Raw genomic sequence first — 18026 nt, forward strand, 5'->3', positions numbered from 1 at the left:
CCATGAGCGAGCCCTTGCCCGATTTCCTGCGCACCGACCGCCCCCCCGTGCCCGATGTGGTGGAGGCGACGGCGGTGCAGCCCTTTCACCTGGACAAAAAGCCGGTGCGCGGCCGACTGGTGAAGCTCGGCACGCTGGCCGACGCGCTGCTGTCGCGCCACGACCATCCGGACGCGGTGGGCCGGCTGCTGGGTGAGGCGCTGGCGCTGACCGCCGGCCTTGCCGCGGCGCTGAAATACAAGGGCAGCTTCTCTATCCAGGCCAAGGGTGACGGCGTGGTGCCCATGCTGGTCGCCGACTGCACCGATGACGGCCAGCTGCGCGGCTATGCCCGTGCCGAGGCCGAGAAGCTCGCCGAATTGCTGAGCGTCGAACCCGCCCCAGGCGCCGGCGCGCTGCTCGGCAACGGCTATATCGCCTTCACTTGCGACCAGGGCGCGGATATGGACCGCTACCAGGGCATCGTCGCGCTGGAAGGGGCGACGCTGGCCGAGATGACGCATGGCTATTTCGCCGCCAGTGAGCAGCTGCGCGCCTTCATCCGCCTGGCCTGCGCGCGCACCGAGGATGGCTGGCGCGCCACCGCCTTCATCATGGAACGCGTGGCGGCGGCAGGGGGCATCGACGACCTGCCCGAAGCCGAGGCGGATGACGCCTGGACCACCGCGGTCAGCCTGGCCTCGACCCTGACCGACGCCGAGATGCTGGATGACGCGCTGCCGGCCGAGGAGCTGCTGTTCCGCCTGTTCCACCAGGAAGGGCTGATGATCAACCGCGCCCGCGCGCTGTCCTACGGCTGCCGGTGTTCCCGCGCGCGCCTGTCGGGCGTACTGGCGGGCTTCCCGGACGACGACCTCGACCACATGGCCGAGGAGGGCGTGATCACCATGACCTGCGAATTCTGCAACCACGGCTTCCAGTTCAACCGTGCCGAGGTGAAGCGGTGATGACGCGCCTGCTGCCCGCGCTGGCGGGCGTCTCGGGGCTGCTGGCCGTCGCGGTCGCGGCCGTCGGTGCGCATGTCGCGGCCGGAGAGGCGGAGCGGCGGATGCTGGAAAGCGTGGCCTCGCTGGCGGGGTGGCATGCGCCTGCCCTGCTCGCGCTCGGGCTATGGGCCGACCGCAACCGGGCCATGGGTTATGCCGGGCTGTTGCTCGCGGCCGGCCTCGCGCTGTTCTGCGGTGCGGTGCTGTACCGCGCGCTGGCCGGGGTTTCGCTCGGCCCCGTGGCGCCCGTCGGCGGCACGACGATGATGCTGGGCTGGGTCGCGCTGGGCCTCGCCGCGCTCAGGCGCTGAAAATCCTCGCCCCGCTGTGCTATGCAGCGGGGATGGCCGGTTCCGGCTTCGTCCCTATCCTTTTCTGCCCAGGCCCCTGCCATGCCCCGCCCACCCGGCCCTCGTTCCCCGAAAGCCCCCGGCTCGAAGCCGCCGGCGCGTCGCGCCCATCTCTCTCCCAAGCAGGATCAGGGCGAGCGCGCCCCGCGCGCGCCCAGCATGCCGGCCTTCCACCGTCAGCGCCGCCAACCGATGCGCCCGGCGGCCATCGACACCCCCGCCGAGCCCGCGCCGCCGCCGGAGAACCCCTGGCCCTTCGAGGAACCGCCCGCCACCTGCTGGGTGGCAGCGGTCGGCTTCGAGGAACAGCTGCTGGAAGAACTGCGGCGCAAGGGCGTGCATCATCTGGTGCAGTTCGGCCGCCTGATCATGTCTTCGGAGCGGGCCCAGCCTGCCGCCTGGGCGCTGGCCATCTGGAATGCGCCGCTGCTGCTGCCCGCTGCCTCGGTCAAGACAGCCGCTGATGCGCTGCGCGCCATCCAGCGCAACTGGGCCCTGTTGCCGGCCTTCCACCATCGCCGCGCCTCGCTGATCTCAGGGCATCTGCCCCCCGTGAAGGCCGCCCCCCTTGCCTTCCCGGAGCAACCGCCTTCCAGCCATCTCGGTGGCTGGACGCTGCTGTCGCCGGAACTCATCCTGGCCTCGCCGACCGTCAGCAGCCCCTTTCCGAATGGGGAACCCCGCTTCGTCGAGGATAAGGAAGGACCGCCCTCGCGCGCCTACCTGAAACTGTGGGAGGGGCTAACGCGCATCGGTGAGCATCCCCAGCCCGGCCAGCGCTGCCTGGACCTCGGCGCCTCGCCCGGTGGCTGGACCTGGGCGATCGCGCGCCTCGGCGCAAGCGTGGAAGCCGTGGACAAGGCGCCGCTGGCGCCGGATGTCGCCGCCATGCCCGGCGTCAGCTGGCGGCAGGACAGCGCCTTCGCGCTCGACCCCGAGAAGGAAGAGGCGGTCGACTGGCTGTTCAGCGACGTCATCTGCTACCCGGGCCGCCTGCTGCGGCTGGTGGAACGTTGGATCGCGGCGGGCAAGGCGCGGCGGATCTTCTGCTCCATCAAGTTCCAGGGCGGCACGGATCACGATCTCGCGACGCAGTTTGCGGCTATTCCCCATGCGCGGGTGTTCCACTCGGCGCACAACAAGCACGAACTGACCTTCGCCTGGTTGCCCCCGGCGCATTCGTAAGGCTACAGCACATCATATGTCCGTTCGTATCGCTCCCAGCCTGCTCGCCGCCGATTTCACCCGCCTTGGCGAGGAACTTCGCGCCATCGAGGCCGCTGGCGCCGACTGGCTCCACCTGGACATCATGGACGGGCACTTCGTGCCGAACATCAGCTACGGCCCGGCATTGGTGAAGGCGCTTCGTCCGCTCTCGGCCATGCCGTTCGACGTGCACCTGATGATCGAACCCGCGGATCCGTATCTGGAGGCCTTCGCCGACGCCGGCGCCGATGTCATCTCCGTGCATGTCGAGGCCGGGCCGCATATCCACCGCTCGCTGCAGGCCATCCGCAAGCTGGGCAAGAAGGCCGGCGTCGTGCTGTGCCCCGCAACGCCCGCCAGCTCGATCGAGTATCTGATGGATCTGGTGGATCTGGTGCTGGTCATGACCGTCAATCCGGGCTTCGGCGGACAATCCTTCATTCAGAACCAGTTGCCGAAAATCTCCGCGATCCGCAGGATGATCGAAGCTTCCGGCCGGGATATCGCGTTGGAGGTGGATGGCGGCGTGACGGCCAGCACGGCGCCCCTGTGCCTTGAGGCCGGCGCTGATGTGCTGGTGGCCGGCACGGCCGTCTTCGGTGCCAAGGATTATGCCGCGGCGATCGCCGCTTTGAGAGGGGGGAGGTAGCGCCTGACATGCCGGATCTGATCCGCAACGCTAGGCGCTGGCTGGCTGGGCTGAAGCCGCTTCGGGTGCCGGAAGCACCCGCGCGCCCGTTCAAGGATCTCTGGCCAGGCGAGGCCGCCCGGGGCGCCAGGCTGGTGCAGGGCGAATTCGAGATCGCCGGCTCAGCCTTCTCACTGCTGCCTGCTGTCGATGAGCAGCCATCCATCGGCTGGGCGCCCGCCGATGGGCCGCTGCTGTGGCGTGCCTCGGCGCATGGTTTCGCCTGGCTGCGGGATCTGCGGGCACTCGGCACGGATGCGGCGCGCGTGCGCGCGCGTGACCTCGCCTATGACTGGCTGGCGCATGGCTCCACCCAGGATCTGGCCCAGGCGCCGGAAGTGGCCGGTGCGCGCATTTCCGCCTGGCTCGGCCATTGGGATTTCATGGCCGCCACCGCCGATGACGGCTTCCGCCGCGCGCTGATGCAGCGCCTGGCCCAGGATGCCCGCACCATTCTGGCCGGCCTGCCGGCCGAGGCCGCCCATCGGGGCGCGCTGGTCACGCTGAAGGCCGCCATGGCGGCCGCCGTGGCGCTGGAGGAGGAGGGTTGGCTCGGCCGCGCTCTGCGTCTGCTGCCCAGTGAGCTGGAGCGCCAGTTCTATCCGGATGGCGGCCATGTGGAACGTAGCCCCTCCCAGCATCTGGCCGCCGTGCAGGATGTGATCGAGATCCGCAACCTGCTGCACGGCGCGGGGGTCAATGCGCCCACGCAGCTGGCCCTGGTGCTGGAACGCGCGTGCCAGGCACTGCGCTTCTTCCGCCATCAGGATGGCGGGCTGGCGCTGTTCAACGGCACGCGTGAGGAAGCCGGCACCCTGGTGGATCTGGTGCTGCATCACGGCCAGGCACGCGGCCGCGCCCCCATGGTGCTCGCCGATACGGGCTTTCACCGCATGCAGGGGAGCCGCACGCTTGTGATCGTGGATTGCGGTGCACCGCCCCCGGGCCGCGCACCAGATGTCGCGACCGGCCTGCCGCGCGGTACGGACCGTTTCGCCCATGCGGGCACGTCTTCCTTCGAGATGTCGGTCGGTCGCGACCGGCTGATCGTGAACTGCGGCGCCTTGCCGATGACGGACGGGAACTGGCGTGACGCGCTGCGCTCCACGGCCGCGCATTCCACCCTGGTGCTGGCCGACACATCCTCCTCCGAGATGCGCGAGGACGGCTTGGCCCGCCGGCCGGAACGCGTTGAGGTGGACCGCCAGGAGCAGGACCACGCCCATTGGCTGGACATCGCCCATGACGGCTATCGCAAGCCGTTCGGCGCCATCCATCGCCGCAAGCTGTACCTCGCCGAAGGCGGGGACGACCTGCACGGAGAGGACTCGCTCGAACTGCCTGGCGGCGGCACCGAGACCCTGGCCTGGACTGTGCGGTTCCATCTGCACCCCGGTGTTACGGCCAGCATTTCGGGCGACGGCAGCCATGTGCTGATGCGCCTGCCCTCGGGCCATGGCTGGCGCCTGGTGGCGGGCGGGGCACGCGTGGCGCTTGAGGAAAGCGTCTACATGGCCGCCGAGCCACGCCGCAGCCAGCAGATCGTCCTGCATGCCGAGCCGGGTACGGAAGCCGTGGGCTGGGAAATCACCCGCATCGTGGCACAGCAGGAAGGCTGAACCCGGCATCATGAGGCATGATGCCATCGAGCATCTGGTGGGCCTTCTGTCCAAGCTGCCGGGGCTGGGCCGCCGCAGCGCCAGGCGGGCAGTTCTGCGCATGCTGCAGGACCCGCCGACGCGCATGCTGCCACTGGCCGAGGCCCTGACAGCGGCGGCATCCGCGGTCAGGCCTTGCCAGCTCTGCGGCAACCTGGACAGCACGAACCCCTGCCGCGTCTGCTCCGATCCGGCCCGCGATCAGGACGTCATCTGCATCGTGGAAGGCGTGGCGGAACTGTGGGCCCTGGAACGGGCCCACGCGCATCACGGGCTGTATCATGTGCTTGGCGGCCTTCTGTCGGCGCTCGGCGGTACCGGCCCGGCGGATCTCTCGATCCAGCCCCTGATGGCGAGGCTTGCCGAAGGAAAGGTGCGAGAGGTCATTCTGGCCTTGCCCGCGACGGTGGATGGCGCCGCCACCGCCCATGTACTGGCCGAGAGGCTTGCCGGCACCGGTGTTCAGATCACGCGCCTTGCTCAGGGCGTGCCCATCGGGGGTGCGCTGGACGTGCTGGACGACGGCACCCTGGCCGCCGCGCTGAAATCCCGTCGGGCGATCTGACACCCGGTCCACGTTACGCTTCGTAGTGAAATTGGCGCCGTGGATCGCGAGCGACTCTCAGTCGCATCGGCTATGGAAAGCGTGACGCAGCAAAGGTGTACCGGATGAAGGTCTGGCTTTTACGTTTCCATCGCTGGGTAGCCCTGACCTTCTCGCTGCCCCTTCTGCTGGTGATCGGCTCGGGCCTGTTCCTGTCGCTGGAACCTGCCCTCAAGGCCAGCGTGCCGGCCGGCACCGTAACATTGGAACGCCTTTCCGCGATTGCCACGGCCGCGGGGCCTGACGCCGCACGGGGTGCTCTGTTCATCCGCGGCTATGACGGAACCGCCGCGATGGGTCCGCGCGGCGCCATGGTCAGCTACGAGCTGGCCTCTGCCTCCCCGGCATCGCCCGGCCTGCTTGCTGCCTCATTCGGCACCATGCGGCGCTTCCATGAGACGCTGCTGCTGGATCTGGGGCCTCTCGTCACCGCCAGCACCATCGCCATGGTGATCCTCGCCCCGCTCGGCCTTCTGCTCGGTTGGCCGAGACTGCGGAACACGCTGTCCGGCTGGCACAAGGCGACGGGCTGGTTCCTCATCCCCCTTGTCGTCGGCAGCCCCTTGACCGGCGTGGCGCTGGCCTTCGGGATCAGCTTCACCCCACCCATGCCGCGCACCCAGGGCAGTGCCCCGCCCCTGGACATCATTCTGCGGCAGGTCGCCGCGCAGCATGATCTGAACGGACTGGATTTCGTCAGGCCGATCGGCGGGGCGCGCCTCGTCAGGGTTCTGGATTCCAGCGGCACCGCGGTGATCTACCGCGCGGAGGCCGATGGCCTGCGGCGCATGCCCACGGGCTGGCCGCGCGTGCTGCATGAGGGCAACTGGGGTGGGTTGATCGGCAGCGTTCTGAACGTCATCGCTTCGATCGCCATGCTGGGCCTGCTGGTTACCGGCTTCCTGATCTGGGGAAGGCGTCACCTTGTGAAGCGACGCAACCGTGCGGCGCGGCTGGCCCGCGCCGGCTGAGAACTCAGACCTTGCTGAAACCGGGGGCGCCTTGCAGTGCCTCCGTCGTATCGAAGTCGCGCAGCACGCCGTCATCCGGCATCTCGACGTCGACCACGCGGTCGGCGTGCAATCCGACGAGATGCCTGGCCCCGACGTCCCCCGTCACCGCCATCATCGCAGGGATGAACTCTCTACCCCACAGCATGGGGTTGCCCTGCTTGCCCCGAAACGTGGGCTGCACGATGGCGCGTCCTTCCTCGGGATCGAAGGCGGCCAGAAGCCGGTCCATCATCGAGGCGCTGACGAGCGGCATGTCCCCGAGGCACACGAGTACGCCGTCCGCCTGTGCGGGCACGGCCGACAGACCCGCGCGCAGGCTTGCCGAAAGGCCCTGCGCGTAATCCTCGGCATGCGCGAAGATCACAGGACGACCGGCCAGTGCTTCCTGCACCCGTTCCCGCTCATGGCCTGTCACCACGATCACGGGGCGGGCCAGGCTGGCCAGGGCCTGATCGACGACACGCGTCACCATCGCCACGCCCTTGTCGTCCATGACCAGCAGCTTGTTGAGCGGAGCCATGCGGCGCGACCTGCCCGCTGCCATGACGACGGCGGCGACCTGGCGGGCCTTTCTCGGCGCGTGCGGCGAGGGCAGCGAATGAGGCGCCTTGTCACGCGGCAACGGCCGCTCGGAGATCTCCTTCAGAAGGCCCCCGACGCCCATGCGCATCACCTCGCGGCCTGTCACCTCCAGCCCGGCGAAAAGCCGGTGCAGAAGCAGGTCGAAGCCGTTCATCTTCGGGCTCTTGGCACAGCCGGGCAGCACGATGGCCGGCGCATCCCCGATGGCACCCAGGCACAGCAGGTTGCCGGGATCCACCGGCATGCCGAAGTGGATCAGGCGGCCACCGGCGCGTTGAATGGCGGCAGGCGCCACATCACGCCTGTCCACGACCGCGGAGGCCCCCGCCACCAGGAACATCTCCGCCCCCTGCTTGCGAAGGCGGTTCAAGGCATCGGCGATGGCCGAGGTTTCGTGCTTCGCGCGCTCTACCGGCAGCATGCTGCCGTTCAATGCCTCGATCCGCGCCCGCGTCACCTCGACAGCGCCCTCCATGGCGCTTTCCTTCTGGCCGGGCAGTTCACTCATCACCAGCCCGACCTTGAGCGGGCGCAGCGGCGCGATGGTGAAGACAGGCTTGGGCAAGGCCTTCAGCATGGCCTCGGCGATCTGCATGACCGCACCCGGCACCGCGAAGGGGATGATCTTGATCGTCGCCAGCATCTCCCGCGTCGTCACCAGGCTGTGGTTCGGCAGGGTGGCGATGGTCAGGCTTTCGTCCAGCGCGTTCAGCCGGTCGATGGCCGAGGTATCCAGCACCAGAAGCCCCGGGGCATCCGCCAGCAGGTTCACGCGCCCTGTCGCGGCACGGGACTTGGCGATCAGGGGGGCCATCAAGGCCTCCGCGATACGGTGCGCGGCCTCGTCCTCCGGCACGTCACCGGGCTCCATGACGGCGGCGATCACCTCCTGCATGCCGGCGGCGCGCAGGGCGTCGACGTCATCCTGCTGCAGCACGGAGCCCTTCTTCAGGACGCGTCCGGACAAGCGCAGCGTATGCGCCAGCACCGCGCCCTTCGCCTCATGCAGGGATGTCGGGCCGAAGCGCATCAGCGGCTGGCCAGCCGCGAACCGCGGCGCACCGCCACGATCTCGGCCATGATGGACAGTGCGATCTCAGGTGCCGTCACCGCTCGGATATCGAGGCCGACGGGCGCGTGGATGCGGGCGACGGCATCCTCACCGTGGCCCATTTCCTGCAGCCGCGCGACCCGCTTGGCATGGGTGCGCGTGCTGCCCAGGGCGCCGATGTAGAACGCCTGGCTGCGTAAGGCCGCGTCCAAGGCGGGATCGTCGATCTTGGGGTCATGCGTCAGCGTGACGATGGCCGTGCGCGTGTCGGGCTTCAGCTGGGCCATCGCGTCGTCGGGCCATTCGTGATTGATGTCCACGCCGGGCAGACGCTCCTCGGTCGCGAAGGCGCTGCGCGGGTCGATCACCGTCACCGCATAGCCCAGTGCCGCGGCCATGGGCAGGATGGCCTGGCCCGCATGCACCGCCCCCACGATGAACAGGCGCAACGGCGGGTTGTGGGGGTGAATGAACCATCCCTCGTGATTGGCGGCCTTATCGGCGGCCAGGGCGGCCTCCGCGGCAGTCGCCAGGCCGGGCTCGGCCTCATCCTCGGGGAACAGCAGCTGTGCGCCGTCGGAGAGGCGGGTGCAAAGGGCGACCGGCGTCTTGGCTTCGATGGCAGCCTGAAGCCGCGAAAGGGTTTCGGGGGTCAACCGAGCTTCTCCACGAACACCTTCAGCTTACCGCCGCAGGCCAAGCCCACTTCCCAGGCCATCTCGTCCGAAATACCGAAGTCCAGCAGCTGCGGTTTCCCGTCCTGCATGGTGCGGCGCGCGACATCCGCCACCGCGCCTTCGATGCAGCCACCGGAAACGCTGCCGGCCATCCGGCCGCTTTCGGAAACGGCGAAACGGGAGCCCGGCGGGCGTGGGCTGGAGCCCCAGGTTTCCACCACGGTCGCGATCGCCACCGCCTCGCCGGCGTCACGCCAGCCGGCGGCGACGGACAGGATATCCTCGCTCATCGGGTCCTCCCGCTGCTTCGTTCGCTCAATGCCGCCACCAGTTGCTGGAGGGAGGCCAGGCTATGGACCGGCCGGAACTCATGCACATGCGGCAGCATAGCACGGATACCTTGCGATTTCGGTTGGAACCCCGAGTAGCGCAAGAGCGGATTCAGCCAGATCAGGCGCCGGCAGGACTGTTGCAAGCGCTCGGTCGCTTCCGCCAGGCCTGCCGCGCCGTCGCGATCCAGCCCGTCCGTGATCAGCAGAACGACCGCCCCCTGCCCCAGGACACGACGGGACCAGAGCTTGTTGAACTTCTCCAGCGCCTCACCGATGCGGGTGCCGCCGGACCAGTCGGGCACCAGCTTCGCCACCATCTCGAAGGCGACTTCCGCGTCCCGATGCTTGAGCTGGCGGGTGATGTTGGTCAGCCGCGTGCCGAACAGAAAGCAGGAAACGCGGTCGCGGTCATTGGTGACGGCGTGCAGGAAATGCAGCAGCACCTGGGCATAGCGCGCCATGCTGCCGGAAATGTCGCAGATAGCCACCAGCGGCGGCGGCCGGGTGATGCGCCTGGCCCGCACCAGGGAAATGATCTCGCCGCCCGTCCGGCGGGAGCGGCGCAGGGTCGCGCGAAGGTCGATGCGCGAACCCCGCGTGCCCAGCCGCATCCGGCGGGTCGGGCGTTCGTCCAGCGGCAGATGCAGCTTGCGGATCTCGGCGCGCGCCATTGCCAGTTCGGCGGCGCTCATGGCCTCGAAATCCATGGTCTGCAGCTTCTCCAACGCGCTGACGGTCAGCGAGGCGTCCTGCAGCGGAGGCGGTTCCTCCGGCTCCTTCGGCGGGGGCGGCGGACGGTCGCCCGCCATCGCCTCGGCCATGCGCCGACTGCCTGCCCGCGGCTTCTCCTCGGGCTTCATGCCCTCCAGCAGCGCCATGGCGGCCGCGTGGCGGCTCGCTTCCGGGTCACGCCAGAAAATGGCGAAGGCGGTGTCGAAAATCTCCGCGTGCTCGTGCCGGTGCACCATGACGGCCCGCAGCGCCGCACGGACCTCGGCCTTCTGGCCGATATCGATCAGCGACAGCGCGCGCGCCGCGGCCAATGTTTCCGAGGGCCCGACAGGAAGGCCAGCGCGCCGCAGCAGCCGGGCGAACGCCACCACATTGGCGGCGAGTGCCCGACCAGGCGGTGGCGCGAGAAAGGCCGCGGCGCCTTCGGTCACTGCGGGCCGCGCGCCTCGTCGATCAGACGGGCGGCCTCTGCACCGCGCAGCTTGGCGATGTCGTCCTGGTACTTCAGCAGCACGCCCAGCGTCTCGTCGACCACGGCGGGCTCCAGCTCCTTGGCGTTCAGCGCCTCCAGCGCGTTGGCCCAGTCGATGGTCTCCGCCACGCCCGGCAGCTTGAAATAGTCGCCCTGGCGCAGCTTCTGCACGAAGGCGACCACCTGGTCGGCCAGCGCGTCCTGCATCCCCGGCGCGCGGAGCTTCAGGATCGCGCGCTCACGCGCCGCATTGGGGTAATCCACCCACTGGTACAGGCAGCGCCGCCGGATGGCGTCATGCACTTCCCGCGTGCGGTTGGAGGTGATGACGACGACAGGCGGGGTCTGCGCCTTGATGGTGCCGAACTCCGGAACCGTGATCTGGAAATCGGCCAGGATCTCCAGCAGGAAGGCCTCGAACGGCTCATCCGCGCGGTCCAGCTCATCGATCAGCAGAACGGCCGGCGGCCCGGAAAGGGCAGCCAGCAGCGGGCGTTCCTGCAGGAATTCCCGCGCGTAGATGTCCGGCTTCTCGCCACCTTCGGCCATGCGGATGGCCATCAGCTGGCGTGCCGCATTCCACTCATAAGCCGCGGCCGAGATATCGAGCCCGTCATAGCACTGAAGCCGAACGAGCTCCCGGCCCAACCCTCGGGCCAGCACCTTCGCGATCTCGGTCTTGCCCGTGCCGGGCTCGCCCTCGAGAAACAGAGGACGGCCCATGGCCATGCCGAGATGCACGACGGTGGCCAATGCACGATCGGCCACATAGCCCTGCGAGGCGAGCAGCGCCTCCGTGGCCTCGACGCTCATCAGGACAGGAAGAGCAAGTACAGGATGATCAGGAACAGGAAGCTGCCGATCACCCCGGGGATGGGAATGCCGGCGATCTCGCTCGGGATCAGGTCAAAGATCGAGAGCCCGCCGGTCGCCACCGGAACCGGTGCGGGGGCAGGCGCCGCAGCCGGGGCGGGCGCACCCTCGACGGCCACCGGAGCGGCCTCGACAGGCGCGGGCGTGAGCTGCGCGGCGAAGCGGTCGAAGAACTGATCCGCCATCTGCTTGGCCGTGGCGTCGATCAGCCGCGCGCCCAGCTGGGCCATCTTGCCGCCGACCTGTGCCTTCACCTGGTAGGACAGCAGGGTCTCGCTGGGGCCCTTGGACTCCAGCTTCACGTCGGCACCGCCCTTGGCGAAGCCCATGGCGCCGCCATTGCCCTCACCGGCGATGGTGTAGCTCTCGGGCGGGTTCAGGTTTTCCAGCTTCACCTTGCCGGTGAAGCGGGCAGCCATCGGCCCGATCTTGATCGCCACGCGCGCCGTCATGTCGGTGTCGCTCTGCTTCTCGACAGCCTCGCAGCCCGGAATGGCGGCCTTGAGCTTCTCCGGGTCGTTCAGGGCGGCCCAGACCTGTTCACGTGGCGCCGGAATCAGGCGCTCGCCGGTCATTTCCATGGTGCATCTCTCCGCTGTCTTACAGGGTTTTAGGGTTCGCGGGGCTGGCTGGAAAGTCCCGGCCGGCAGAGGTAGCTGGGAACGCGGCTCAATCCTTAAAGGGCTTGAGAGACCCCGAGGTGGCCTGTCCTGCCCGATCCGCTGCGCTATGGTGCCCCGCGAACCCCAAGGGAGTAGGCCCATGCCATACGTGATCGGCGACGAACTGCCCAATGCTCCGGCCGGCGAGCGCTTCCGCGCGCTGCTCGACCGCCCGCAGATCCTGCAGATGCCCGGCGCCCATCTGGGCATTGCGGCCCTGCTGGCCAAAAAGGCGGGTTTCGATGCGGTCTACCTCTCGGGTGCCGCCATGTCGGCCACCATGGGCCTGCCGGACCTGGGCATGATCACCATTGAGGACGTGTGCTTCCATGTCCGCCAGGTGGCACGGGCCTCCATGCTGCCGACGCTGGTCGACGGCGACACCGGCTATGGCGAGGCGCTGAACGTCATGCACATGGTCCGCGCCTTTGAGGATGCTGGTGCCGGCGCCGTTCAGCTGGAAGACCAGAACCTGCCCAAGAAGTGCGGCCACCTGAACGACAAGAAGCTGGCGAGCGCGGATGAGTTCGCCGCCAAGATCGCCGCCGCCCGCAAGGCGCGCCGCCACCTCTACATCATCGCCCGCACGGATGCGGTGGCCAGCGAGGGCATGGACGCGGCCGTTGATCGCGCCAAGCGCTACCTGGACGCCGGCGCCGATGCCATCTTCCCCGAGGCGCTGACCACCCGGGAGATGTTCATCGAGTTCGCCAAGCGCATGCCCGGCGTGAAGCTGCTGGCCAACATGACCGAGTTCGGCCGCACGCCCTTCTTCACCGCACAGGAGTTCGAGGAGTTCGGTTACTCCATGGTGATCTGGCCGGTGTCGCACCTGCGCATCGCGAACAAGGCGATGGAGGGCCTCTACAACCAGATCAAGGCGGAAGGCGGCACCCACAACGCCATCGGGCGGATGCAGACCCGCGCCGAACTCTACGAGACCATCGGCTATCACAAGTACGAGGAACTGGACGCGAGCCTGGTGAAGACGATCATCCCGACCGGCATGCCGCAGCGGGACTGATCACTCGGCGGGCTCAAGCTTCTCCGGCTTGCAGCCCTCCTGCATCTGCTCAAGCTGGCGCCGGATCTGCGCCAGCTCATTCTCGCTCAGGTCCTCCAGCGACATGAAGCTGTTGCGCGCCCGGTTCGTGGCGCGGATCAATTCGTCCAGCTTGATGTGCAGGGCCTCGGTGTCCCGGTTCTGGGCGTTCTGGATCAGGAACACCATCAGGAAGGTGATGATGGTGGTGCCGGTGTTGATCACCAGCTGCCAGGTATCGGAGTAGCCGAAGATCGGCCCCGTGATGCCCCACACGACGATGGTGGCCATGGCCAGCATGAAGGCCCAGGGTCGGCCGGCCTGACGCGCGGCACCCCTGGCGATGCTGGTGAAGATGCGTTCCTGTCCCATGCGGCCAGAAACGTTCCGCCCCTCAAAAGGTTGCGGTTGCGCATTGGCAGAGCCTAATCGGAGGAATGCCCGCACCGCTTCTCATCGGCAGCGAGATCTACCGCCGATCGACCTACGGCCCCAAGCACCCGCTCGCGATCCCGCGCGTCTCCACCGCGCTCGACCTCATCCGCGCGCTGGGCTGGATGGACCCCGCACGTTACCTCGACAGCCCGATGGCGAGCGTGGAGCAACTGACGCGCTTCCACACCCCGGCCTATGTCGCGGCGCTGCAGCGGGCGGAGGCGACCCAGCAGGTGGACCCCGCCGACCGCGACCGCCACCGCATCGGCGCGGACGGCAACCCCGTCTATCGGGAGATTTTCCGCCGCCCCGCCACCAGCGCGGGGGGCGTGATGCTGGCCGCGCGGCTGACGGCCGAGCAGGGCGGGATCGTGCATGTGCCGGGCGGGGGCACCCATCATGGCCGCGCCGACCGCGCCAGCGGCTTCTGCTACGTGAATGATGCGGTGCTGGGTTTGCTCACCTGGCTCGACGCCGGGCTGACCAACATCCTGTATGTCGATATCGACGCCCATCACGGCGACGGCGTGCAGGACGCCTTCCATGACGACGCCCGGGTGTTCACCCTGTCGGTACATGAGGGCAAGCGCTGGCCCTTCACCGGCGCGGCGGATGACGTGGCGGGCGGGCAGGCGCGCAACTTCCCGCTGGCCGAGGCCGCATCGGACACCGACATGCTGGCGGTGCTGGAGCACGGCATCCTGCCCATCGTCGCCGCCCTGCGGCCGCAGGCCATCATGCTGCAATTCGGCGCCGACGCGATCGAGGAAGACCCGCTGTCGCGCCTTGGCATGTCCAACCAGGCGCATTGGGCGGTGCTGCGCGCGCTGAAGGACGCCGCGCCGCGATTCATCCTGCTCGGCGGCGGGGGCTACAACCCGTGGTCGGTCGCGCGGTGCTGGGCCGGGGCGTGGGGGGTGCTGAACGGCCACAACCCGCCCGAGCGCCTGCCGGAGCCGGCCGAAGCGGTGCTGCGCGCGTTGACCTTCCACCGCGCCGCCGGGCGTAACCCGCCCGAGCATTGGTTCACCACCCTGGCCGATGCCCCGCGCACCCGGCCGTTACAGGACGAAACCCGCGCCCTGCTGCAAAATCTGCTGCCCGTGGCATGATGGGGGCATGAAGCGCCGCGCCCTGCCTTTCCTCCTGGCCCTTGCCGCCAGCCCCGCCCTGCTGAACCCGGCATCCGCCCAGCCGGGTGTGGACCGCCCGCAGCCCACCCTGCCGGAAGAACCGCTGACCATCATCACCCGTGACGGCACCCGCCACGAATTCCGGGTGGAGATGGCGATCGATGCCGGGCACCAGACCATCGGCCTGATGTTCCGCCCGAGCGTCGCGCCCAATGGCGGCATGCTGTTCGACTGGGGCGCCCCGCGCGAGTCGATGATGTGGATGCGCAACACCATCTCCAGCCTCGACATGGTGTTCATCACCCAGGAAGGGCGCATCCTGCGCATCGCGGAGCGCACGACGCCGCTCAGCCTCGATACCATCGCCAGCCGCGGGCCGGTGCGCGCCACGCTGGAACTGGCCGCCGGCACCGCCGAACGGCTGAACCTGCGCCCCGGCGACCGGGTGGAGCAGCGGATCTTCAACGCCCCCACACGCTGAGCAGGAACTCAGCGAAGCGCTGCACCGTGGGTGAGGGATGTTCCCTCTCCCACACCGCGCGGATGGATATGGCGGCGCGCACGTCGTCGAGTTCCCGCACCACGATGCCGCGGCGCTGCACGTTGCGCACGCAGCTGGAATAGACGCTGACCCCCGCCCCCGCCGCGACCAGGCCGAAAATGCCCTGGCTGCTGGACGCTTCCTGGATGATGTCGGGGAAGAAGCCGCGCTGGCGGCACATGGCGAAGATCGTTTCGCGATAGCCGAACCAGTCATCCCCGGTGCCGATGACGAAGGGTTCCTGCGCCAGTGCCGACAGGGTCAGGCCCGGCACATCCGCCAGCCGGTGCGTGGCGGGCAGAAGGGCAACATAGCTGTCCTCGGCCAGCGGGTAGCTCGTCATCACCTCGCTGCCCATGCCGTCCAGCATGAAGCCGATGTCGATGCGCCGTTCCAGCAGGGCGGCCTGCTGGCGGCTGGTGGGCATGTAGTGCAGTTCCAGCCGGATTTCGGGGTGGCGTTCGCGGAACAGCCGCACCAGCTCGGGCAGGCGGCCATTGATGGCGAAATCCATGTAGGCCACCCGCAGCTCCCCGCTCGTGCCCTCGGCCACGCGGCGCGCCTTGGCCACGCCGCGCTCGATCTGCGCGAGGCCCGCGCGGCATTCCTTGAGGAACGCCTCCCCCGCCACGGTCAACGACACCTGGCGGGTGCTGCGCTGGAACAGGGCGGTGCCGACCTCGGCCTCCAGCTCACGGATGGTGCGGCTCAACGCCGGCTGGGCCATGTGCAGCCGTTCCGCCGCGCGGGAGAAATGCAGCTCCTGCGCGACCTGCAGGAAGCAGCGAAGATGGCGGAGATCAAAGCGCAGCATGGCCACTCATACCATGGCAGGCATCAATCGAGCCATATTCAGTATTTCTCAGCCCTGCCCGCCGCAGTCCAGGATGGCCCCACCAAACCGGAGAGCCATCATGACCGACGCCCTGTTCGACAAGGAACTGAATGCCACGCTCGAAGCCGCCTTTGAGCGCGCGCGGCAGATCTACGCGAAGCGCGGCTTCCAGCGCCGCATCGGCTTCGGCAGCCGCCCCGCGCTGATCAATGTGGACCTCGCCAATGCCTGGACCCGCCCGGGCAACCCCTTCACCTGCGAGGAAATGGACGACCGGGTGATGCCGAACGTGCAGAAGCTGCTGGCCGCCTTCCGCCGCAACGCGCTGCCGGTGGTCCACATCACCACCGCCTACCAGATCACCGACATGGACACGCCCTTTACCGACATGGGCCTGTGGCAGAAGAAGATCCCGATCGAAGTGGTGCGGATGGACCAGCCTGAACTGTGGGCGATCGACAGCCGGATCGAGCCTATCGCCGGGGAACAGGTGCTGCTGAAGAAGCGCGCCAGCGCCTTCCACGGCACCTATCTGGCGGGCTATCTGCGCGCCGCCGGGGTGGACACCATCATCGTCACCGGCGTCACCGCCTCCGCCTGCGTCCGGGAGACGGTGTGCGACGGCATCGCCGACGGATTCCGCACCATCATCGCGCGCGAATGCGTGGGCGACCGTATTCCCGGGGCGGTGGCCTGGAACCTGTTCGACCTTGATGCGAAATTCGGCGACGTGGAACCGACGGACGCCTGCATCGCCTATCTCGACGGGCTGAACGCACGGCGCGCCGCCGCCGAATAAGGACCGGCTGATGGCCTATGACGTGATCGTGGTGGGGGTGGGCGGCATGGGCAGCGCCACCCTGTGGCAGCTGGCGCGCCGTGGCCTCAAGGTGCTGGGGCTCGAACGCTTCGACATCCCGCACGGCATGGGTTCATCCCACGGCGTCACGCGCATCATCCGCCTGCCCTATTACGAAAGCCCGGCCTATGTGCCGCTGCTCAGGCGCGCCTACGCGCTGTGGCGGGAGCTGGAGGCCGCGACGGGCGCGCGGGTGCTGCACACGCACGGCTCTCTCGACGCCGGCCCCGAAGGCAGCCGCGTGTTCCACGGCGCGCTGGACGCCGCGCGCCAGCACGACCTGCCGCATGAGGTGCTGACCGGGGCGGAGATCAACGCCCGCTTCCCCGGCTACCGGCTGCCCAAGGATCACCTGGGGCTGCTGCAGCCCGAGGGTGGCTATGTCATGAGCGAAAAGGCCATCATCGCCCATGTCGCCGCCGCCCATGCCGCGGGGGCCGAAATCCATGCGAGGGAGCGCGTGCTGCGCTGGGAAGCCTCCGGCACCGGAGAGGGCGTGACGGTCACCACCGATAAGGGCCGCTACCAGGCCGGGCGGCTGGTTCTGACGGCGGGGGCCTGGATGGCCGATCTCGCCCCGCTGCTGGCGGACAAGGCGGTGCCGGAACGCCAGGTGCTGGCCTGGCTGCAGCCGAGCGAACCCGCGCTGTTCCGCCCCGAGGTCTTCCCGGTCTTCAACCTGGAGGTCGAGGAAGGCCGCTACTACGGCTTCCCCGAGGTCGAGGTGCCCGGCTTCAAGTTCGGCCGCTATCACCATTTGAACGAGACCATGCCCGCCGAGGCGATGCGCCGCGACGTGGATGCGGCGGATGAGGCGCTGTTGCGCGCGTTTTCAGCGCGCTACTTCCCGGCGGGCAACGGCCCGACCATGGCGTTGCGCAGCTGTATCTTCACGAACACACCCGATGAAGATTTCATCCTGGACCATCACCCCGCCCACCCGCAGGTGGTGCTGGCCTCCCCATGCTCAGGGCACGGATACAAGTTCTGCTCAGTCATAGGTGAAATATTGGCCGACCTCAGCACTGATGATGGCAAGACGGCACACAACATCGACTTCCTGAGATTAAGGTAAAGACCTGCGCTTGCGCATACCCGCCCACGCACCTAGGTTGCGCGCCAGTCCGGGGTGTGGCGCAGCCTGGTAGCGCGCCTGTTTTGGGTACAGGAGGTCGTGGGTTCGAATCCCGCCGCCCCGATACCCGTTTGGTAGTTTTCCGCGGGTTTCCGCGTTTTCGCCCGTTTTCCCTCCGTTGCCCCAAATGGCTTGCGTTCTCCCTCTGTTTCGGGTCAAC

20 protein-coding genes and 1 tRNA gene are annotated in these 18026 nt (G+C 68.4%); 13 read left to right on the forward strand and 8 right to left on the reverse strand.

All coding sequences use genetic code 11. The features are described 5' to 3' along the window. Positions 1–2 precede the first annotated feature (2 nt). The 7 genes from hslO to EOD42_RS02785 all read left to right on the forward strand — a co-directional run bounded on the left by hslO (position 3) and on the right by EOD42_RS02785 (position 6463). Positions 3–947: an Hsp33 family molecular chaperone HslO gene (hslO, locus tag EOD42_RS02755; RefSeq protein ID WP_127785675.1), complete on the forward strand. Its 945-nt coding sequence runs from the start codon at positions 3–5 to the stop codon at positions 945–947. Next, entirely contained in the window at positions 947–1297 is a 351-nt protein-coding gene (locus EOD42_RS02760; protein WP_127785677.1) for a DUF423 domain-containing protein, read from the forward strand. The genes hslO and EOD42_RS02760 overlap by 1 nt, the downstream gene beginning before the upstream one ends. An 81-nt stretch (positions 1298–1378) precedes the next feature. Next, positions 1379–2521 (forward strand): SAM-dependent methyltransferase, encoded by a 1143-nt coding sequence (locus EOD42_RS02765; RefSeq protein ID WP_240654830.1) that lies wholly within the window; start codon positions 1379–1381, stop codon positions 2519–2521. Between the two features lie 16 nt (positions 2522–2537). After that, a complete protein-coding gene (rpe, locus tag EOD42_RS02770) occupies positions 2538–3191 on the forward strand; it encodes a ribulose-phosphate 3-epimerase (protein WP_127785678.1) in 654 nt (217 codons plus the stop codon). An 8-nt stretch (positions 3192–3199) separates the two neighbouring features. Continuing rightward, a complete protein-coding gene (locus EOD42_RS02775; RefSeq protein WP_206020221.1) occupies positions 3200–4849 on the forward strand; it encodes a heparinase II/III family protein in 1650 nt (549 codons plus the stop codon). A 10-nt stretch (positions 4850–4859) separates the two neighbouring features. Beyond that, positions 4860–5453, forward strand: a complete 594-nt coding sequence (gene recR / locus EOD42_RS02780; protein WP_127785680.1) for a recombination mediator RecR — start codon at positions 4860–4862, stop codon at positions 5451–5453. 104 nt (positions 5454–5557) lie between these two features. Further along, positions 5558–6463 carry a PepSY-associated TM helix domain-containing protein gene (locus EOD42_RS02785; RefSeq protein WP_127785682.1) on the forward strand — a complete coding sequence of 302 codons (906 nt, stop codon included), beginning with the start codon at positions 5558–5560 and terminating at the stop codon, positions 6461–6463. 4 nt (positions 6464–6467) lie between these two features. Here the strand turns inward: EOD42_RS02785 and EOD42_RS02790 are convergent, their stop codons facing one another. From EOD42_RS02790 to EOD42_RS02815, 6 genes are read right to left on the reverse strand one after another with little or no spacing between them, the layout of a single operon-like run. Then, positions 6468–8117: an NTP transferase domain-containing protein gene (locus EOD42_RS02790; protein ID WP_127785684.1), complete on the reverse strand. Its 1650-nt coding sequence runs from the start codon at positions 8115–8117 to the stop codon at positions 6468–6470. After that, the gene (locus EOD42_RS02795; protein WP_127785685.1) at positions 8117–8794 is read right to left on the reverse strand and encodes an XdhC family protein; all 678 of its coding nucleotides are present in this window, start codon (positions 8792–8794) and stop codon (positions 8117–8119) included. Before EOD42_RS02795 ends, EOD42_RS02790 begins: the two co-directional genes overlap by 1 nt. Continuing rightward, entirely contained in the window at positions 8791–9105 is a 315-nt protein-coding gene (locus tag EOD42_RS02800; protein ID WP_127785687.1) for an XdhC family protein, read from the reverse strand. Before EOD42_RS02800 ends, EOD42_RS02795 begins: the two co-directional genes overlap by 4 nt. Continuing rightward, entirely contained in the window at positions 9102–10310 is a 1209-nt protein-coding gene (locus EOD42_RS02805; protein WP_127785689.1) for a vWA domain-containing protein, read from the reverse strand. The genes EOD42_RS02800 and EOD42_RS02805 overlap by 4 nt, the downstream gene beginning before the upstream one ends. After that, positions 10307–11164 carry an AAA family ATPase gene (locus EOD42_RS02810; protein WP_127785691.1) on the reverse strand — a complete coding sequence of 286 codons (858 nt, stop codon included), beginning with the start codon at positions 11162–11164 and terminating at the stop codon, positions 10307–10309. Before EOD42_RS02810 ends, EOD42_RS02805 begins: the two co-directional genes overlap by 4 nt. Beyond that, positions 11164–11805 carry a CoxG family protein gene (locus tag EOD42_RS02815; protein ID WP_127785693.1) on the reverse strand — a complete coding sequence of 214 codons (642 nt, stop codon included), beginning with the start codon at positions 11803–11805 and terminating at the stop codon, positions 11164–11166. Before EOD42_RS02815 ends, EOD42_RS02810 begins: the two co-directional genes overlap by 1 nt. A 181-nt stretch (positions 11806–11986) precedes the next feature. On the opposite strand from EOD42_RS02815, the gene prpB reads away from it, so the two are divergent. Continuing rightward, positions 11987–12910 carry a methylisocitrate lyase gene (prpB, locus tag EOD42_RS02820; RefSeq protein WP_127785695.1) on the forward strand — a complete coding sequence of 308 codons (924 nt, stop codon included), beginning with the start codon at positions 11987–11989 and terminating at the stop codon, positions 12908–12910. On the opposite strand, the gene EOD42_RS02825 is transcribed toward prpB, so the two are convergent. Further along, entirely contained in the window at positions 12911–13300 is a 390-nt protein-coding gene (locus tag EOD42_RS02825) for a low affinity iron permease family protein (RefSeq protein WP_127785697.1), read from the reverse strand. Positions 13301–13365: 65 nt separating this feature from the next. On the opposite strand from EOD42_RS02825, the gene EOD42_RS02830 reads away from it, so the two are divergent. Continuing rightward, a complete protein-coding gene (locus EOD42_RS02830) occupies positions 13366–14475 on the forward strand; it encodes an acetoin utilization protein AcuC (protein ID WP_127785699.1) in 1110 nt (369 codons plus the stop codon). A 7-nt stretch (positions 14476–14482) separates the two neighbouring features. Further along, entirely contained in the window at positions 14483–14977 is a 495-nt protein-coding gene (locus EOD42_RS02835) for a DUF192 domain-containing protein (protein ID WP_127785700.1), read from the forward strand. Here EOD42_RS02835 and EOD42_RS02840 read toward each other — a convergent pair. Beyond that, on the reverse strand, positions 14958–15851 hold the full coding sequence (locus EOD42_RS02840) for a LysR family transcriptional regulator (protein WP_127785702.1): 894 nt from the start codon (positions 15849–15851) through the stop codon (positions 14958–14960). The genes EOD42_RS02835 and EOD42_RS02840 overlap by 20 nt on opposite strands. Before the next feature lie 100 nt (positions 15852–15951). Between EOD42_RS02840 and EOD42_RS02845 the strand changes: the two genes are divergently transcribed. The 3 genes from EOD42_RS02845 to EOD42_RS02855 all read left to right on the forward strand — a co-directional run bounded on the left by EOD42_RS02845 (position 15952) and on the right by EOD42_RS02855 (position 17930). Next, entirely contained in the window at positions 15952–16671 is a 720-nt protein-coding gene (locus tag EOD42_RS02845) for an isochorismatase family protein (RefSeq protein ID WP_127785704.1), read from the forward strand. 10 nt (positions 16672–16681) lie between these two features. Next, positions 16682–17806 (forward strand): N-methyl-L-tryptophan oxidase, encoded by a 1125-nt coding sequence (gene solA / locus EOD42_RS02850; RefSeq protein ID WP_127785706.1) that lies wholly within the window; start codon positions 16682–16684, stop codon positions 17804–17806. 50 nt (positions 17807–17856) lie between these two features. Next, a tRNA-Pro gene (locus EOD42_RS02855) sits at positions 17857–17930 on the forward strand. Positions 17931–18026: the final 96 nt, after the last annotated feature.

This window comes from Rhodovarius crocodyli, from assembly GCF_004005855.1.
Taxonomy (GTDB): domain Bacteria; phylum Pseudomonadota; class Alphaproteobacteria; order Acetobacterales; family Acetobacteraceae; genus Rhodovarius; species Rhodovarius crocodyli.

Bases quoted from the DNA above. Each gene is read 5' to 3' on its own strand.
- EOD42_RS02835 (WP_127785700.1), top strand. From the start codon at position 14,483: ATGAAGCGCCGCGCCCTGCCTTTCCTCCTGGCCCTTGCCGCCAGCCCC.
- EOD42_RS02815 (WP_127785693.1), bottom strand. From the start codon at position 11,805: ATGGAAATGACCGGCGAGCGCCTGATTCCGGCGCCACGTGAACAGGTC.
- recR (WP_127785680.1), top strand. From the start codon at position 4,860: ATGAGGCATGATGCCATCGAGCATCTGGTGGGCCTTCTGTCCAAGCTG.
- EOD42_RS02765 (WP_240654830.1), top strand. From the start codon at position 1,379: ATGCCCCGCCCACCCGGCCCTCGTTCCCCGAAAGCCCCCGGCTCGAAG.
- rpe (WP_127785678.1), top strand. From the start codon at position 2,538: ATGTCCGTTCGTATCGCTCCCAGCCTGCTCGCCGCCGATTTCACCCGC.
- EOD42_RS02775 (WP_206020221.1), top strand. From the start codon at position 3,200: ATGCCGGATCTGATCCGCAACGCTAGGCGCTGGCTGGCTGGGCTGAAG.
- EOD42_RS02830 (WP_127785699.1), top strand. From the start codon at position 13,366: ATGCCCGCACCGCTTCTCATCGGCAGCGAGATCTACCGCCGATCGACC.
- EOD42_RS02760 (WP_127785677.1), top strand. From the start codon at position 947: ATGACGCGCCTGCTGCCCGCGCTGGCGGGCGTCTCGGGGCTGCTGGCC.
- EOD42_RS02840 (WP_127785702.1), bottom strand. From the start codon at position 15,851: ATGCTGCGCTTTGATCTCCGCCATCTTCGCTGCTTCCTGCAGGTCGCG.
- EOD42_RS02790 (WP_127785684.1), bottom strand. From the start codon at position 8,117: ATGCGCTTCGGCCCGACATCCCTGCATGAGGCGAAGGGCGCGGTGCTG.
- EOD42_RS02785 (WP_127785682.1), top strand. From the start codon at position 5,558: ATGAAGGTCTGGCTTTTACGTTTCCATCGCTGGGTAGCCCTGACCTTC.
- solA (WP_127785706.1), top strand. From the start codon at position 16,682: ATGGCCTATGACGTGATCGTGGTGGGGGTGGGCGGCATGGGCAGCGCC.
- EOD42_RS02825 (WP_127785697.1), bottom strand. From the start codon at position 13,300: ATGGGACAGGAACGCATCTTCACCAGCATCGCCAGGGGTGCCGCGCGT.
- EOD42_RS02810 (WP_127785691.1), bottom strand. From the start codon at position 11,164: ATGAGCGTCGAGGCCACGGAGGCGCTGCTCGCCTCGCAGGGCTATGTG.
- hslO (WP_127785675.1), top strand. From the start codon at position 3: ATGAGCGAGCCCTTGCCCGATTTCCTGCGCACCGACCGCCCCCCCGTG.
- prpB (WP_127785695.1), top strand. From the start codon at position 11,987: ATGCCATACGTGATCGGCGACGAACTGCCCAATGCTCCGGCCGGCGAG.
- EOD42_RS02800 (WP_127785687.1), bottom strand. From the start codon at position 9,105: ATGAGCGAGGATATCCTGTCCGTCGCCGCCGGCTGGCGTGACGCCGGC.
- EOD42_RS02845 (WP_127785704.1), top strand. From the start codon at position 15,952: ATGACCGACGCCCTGTTCGACAAGGAACTGAATGCCACGCTCGAAGCC.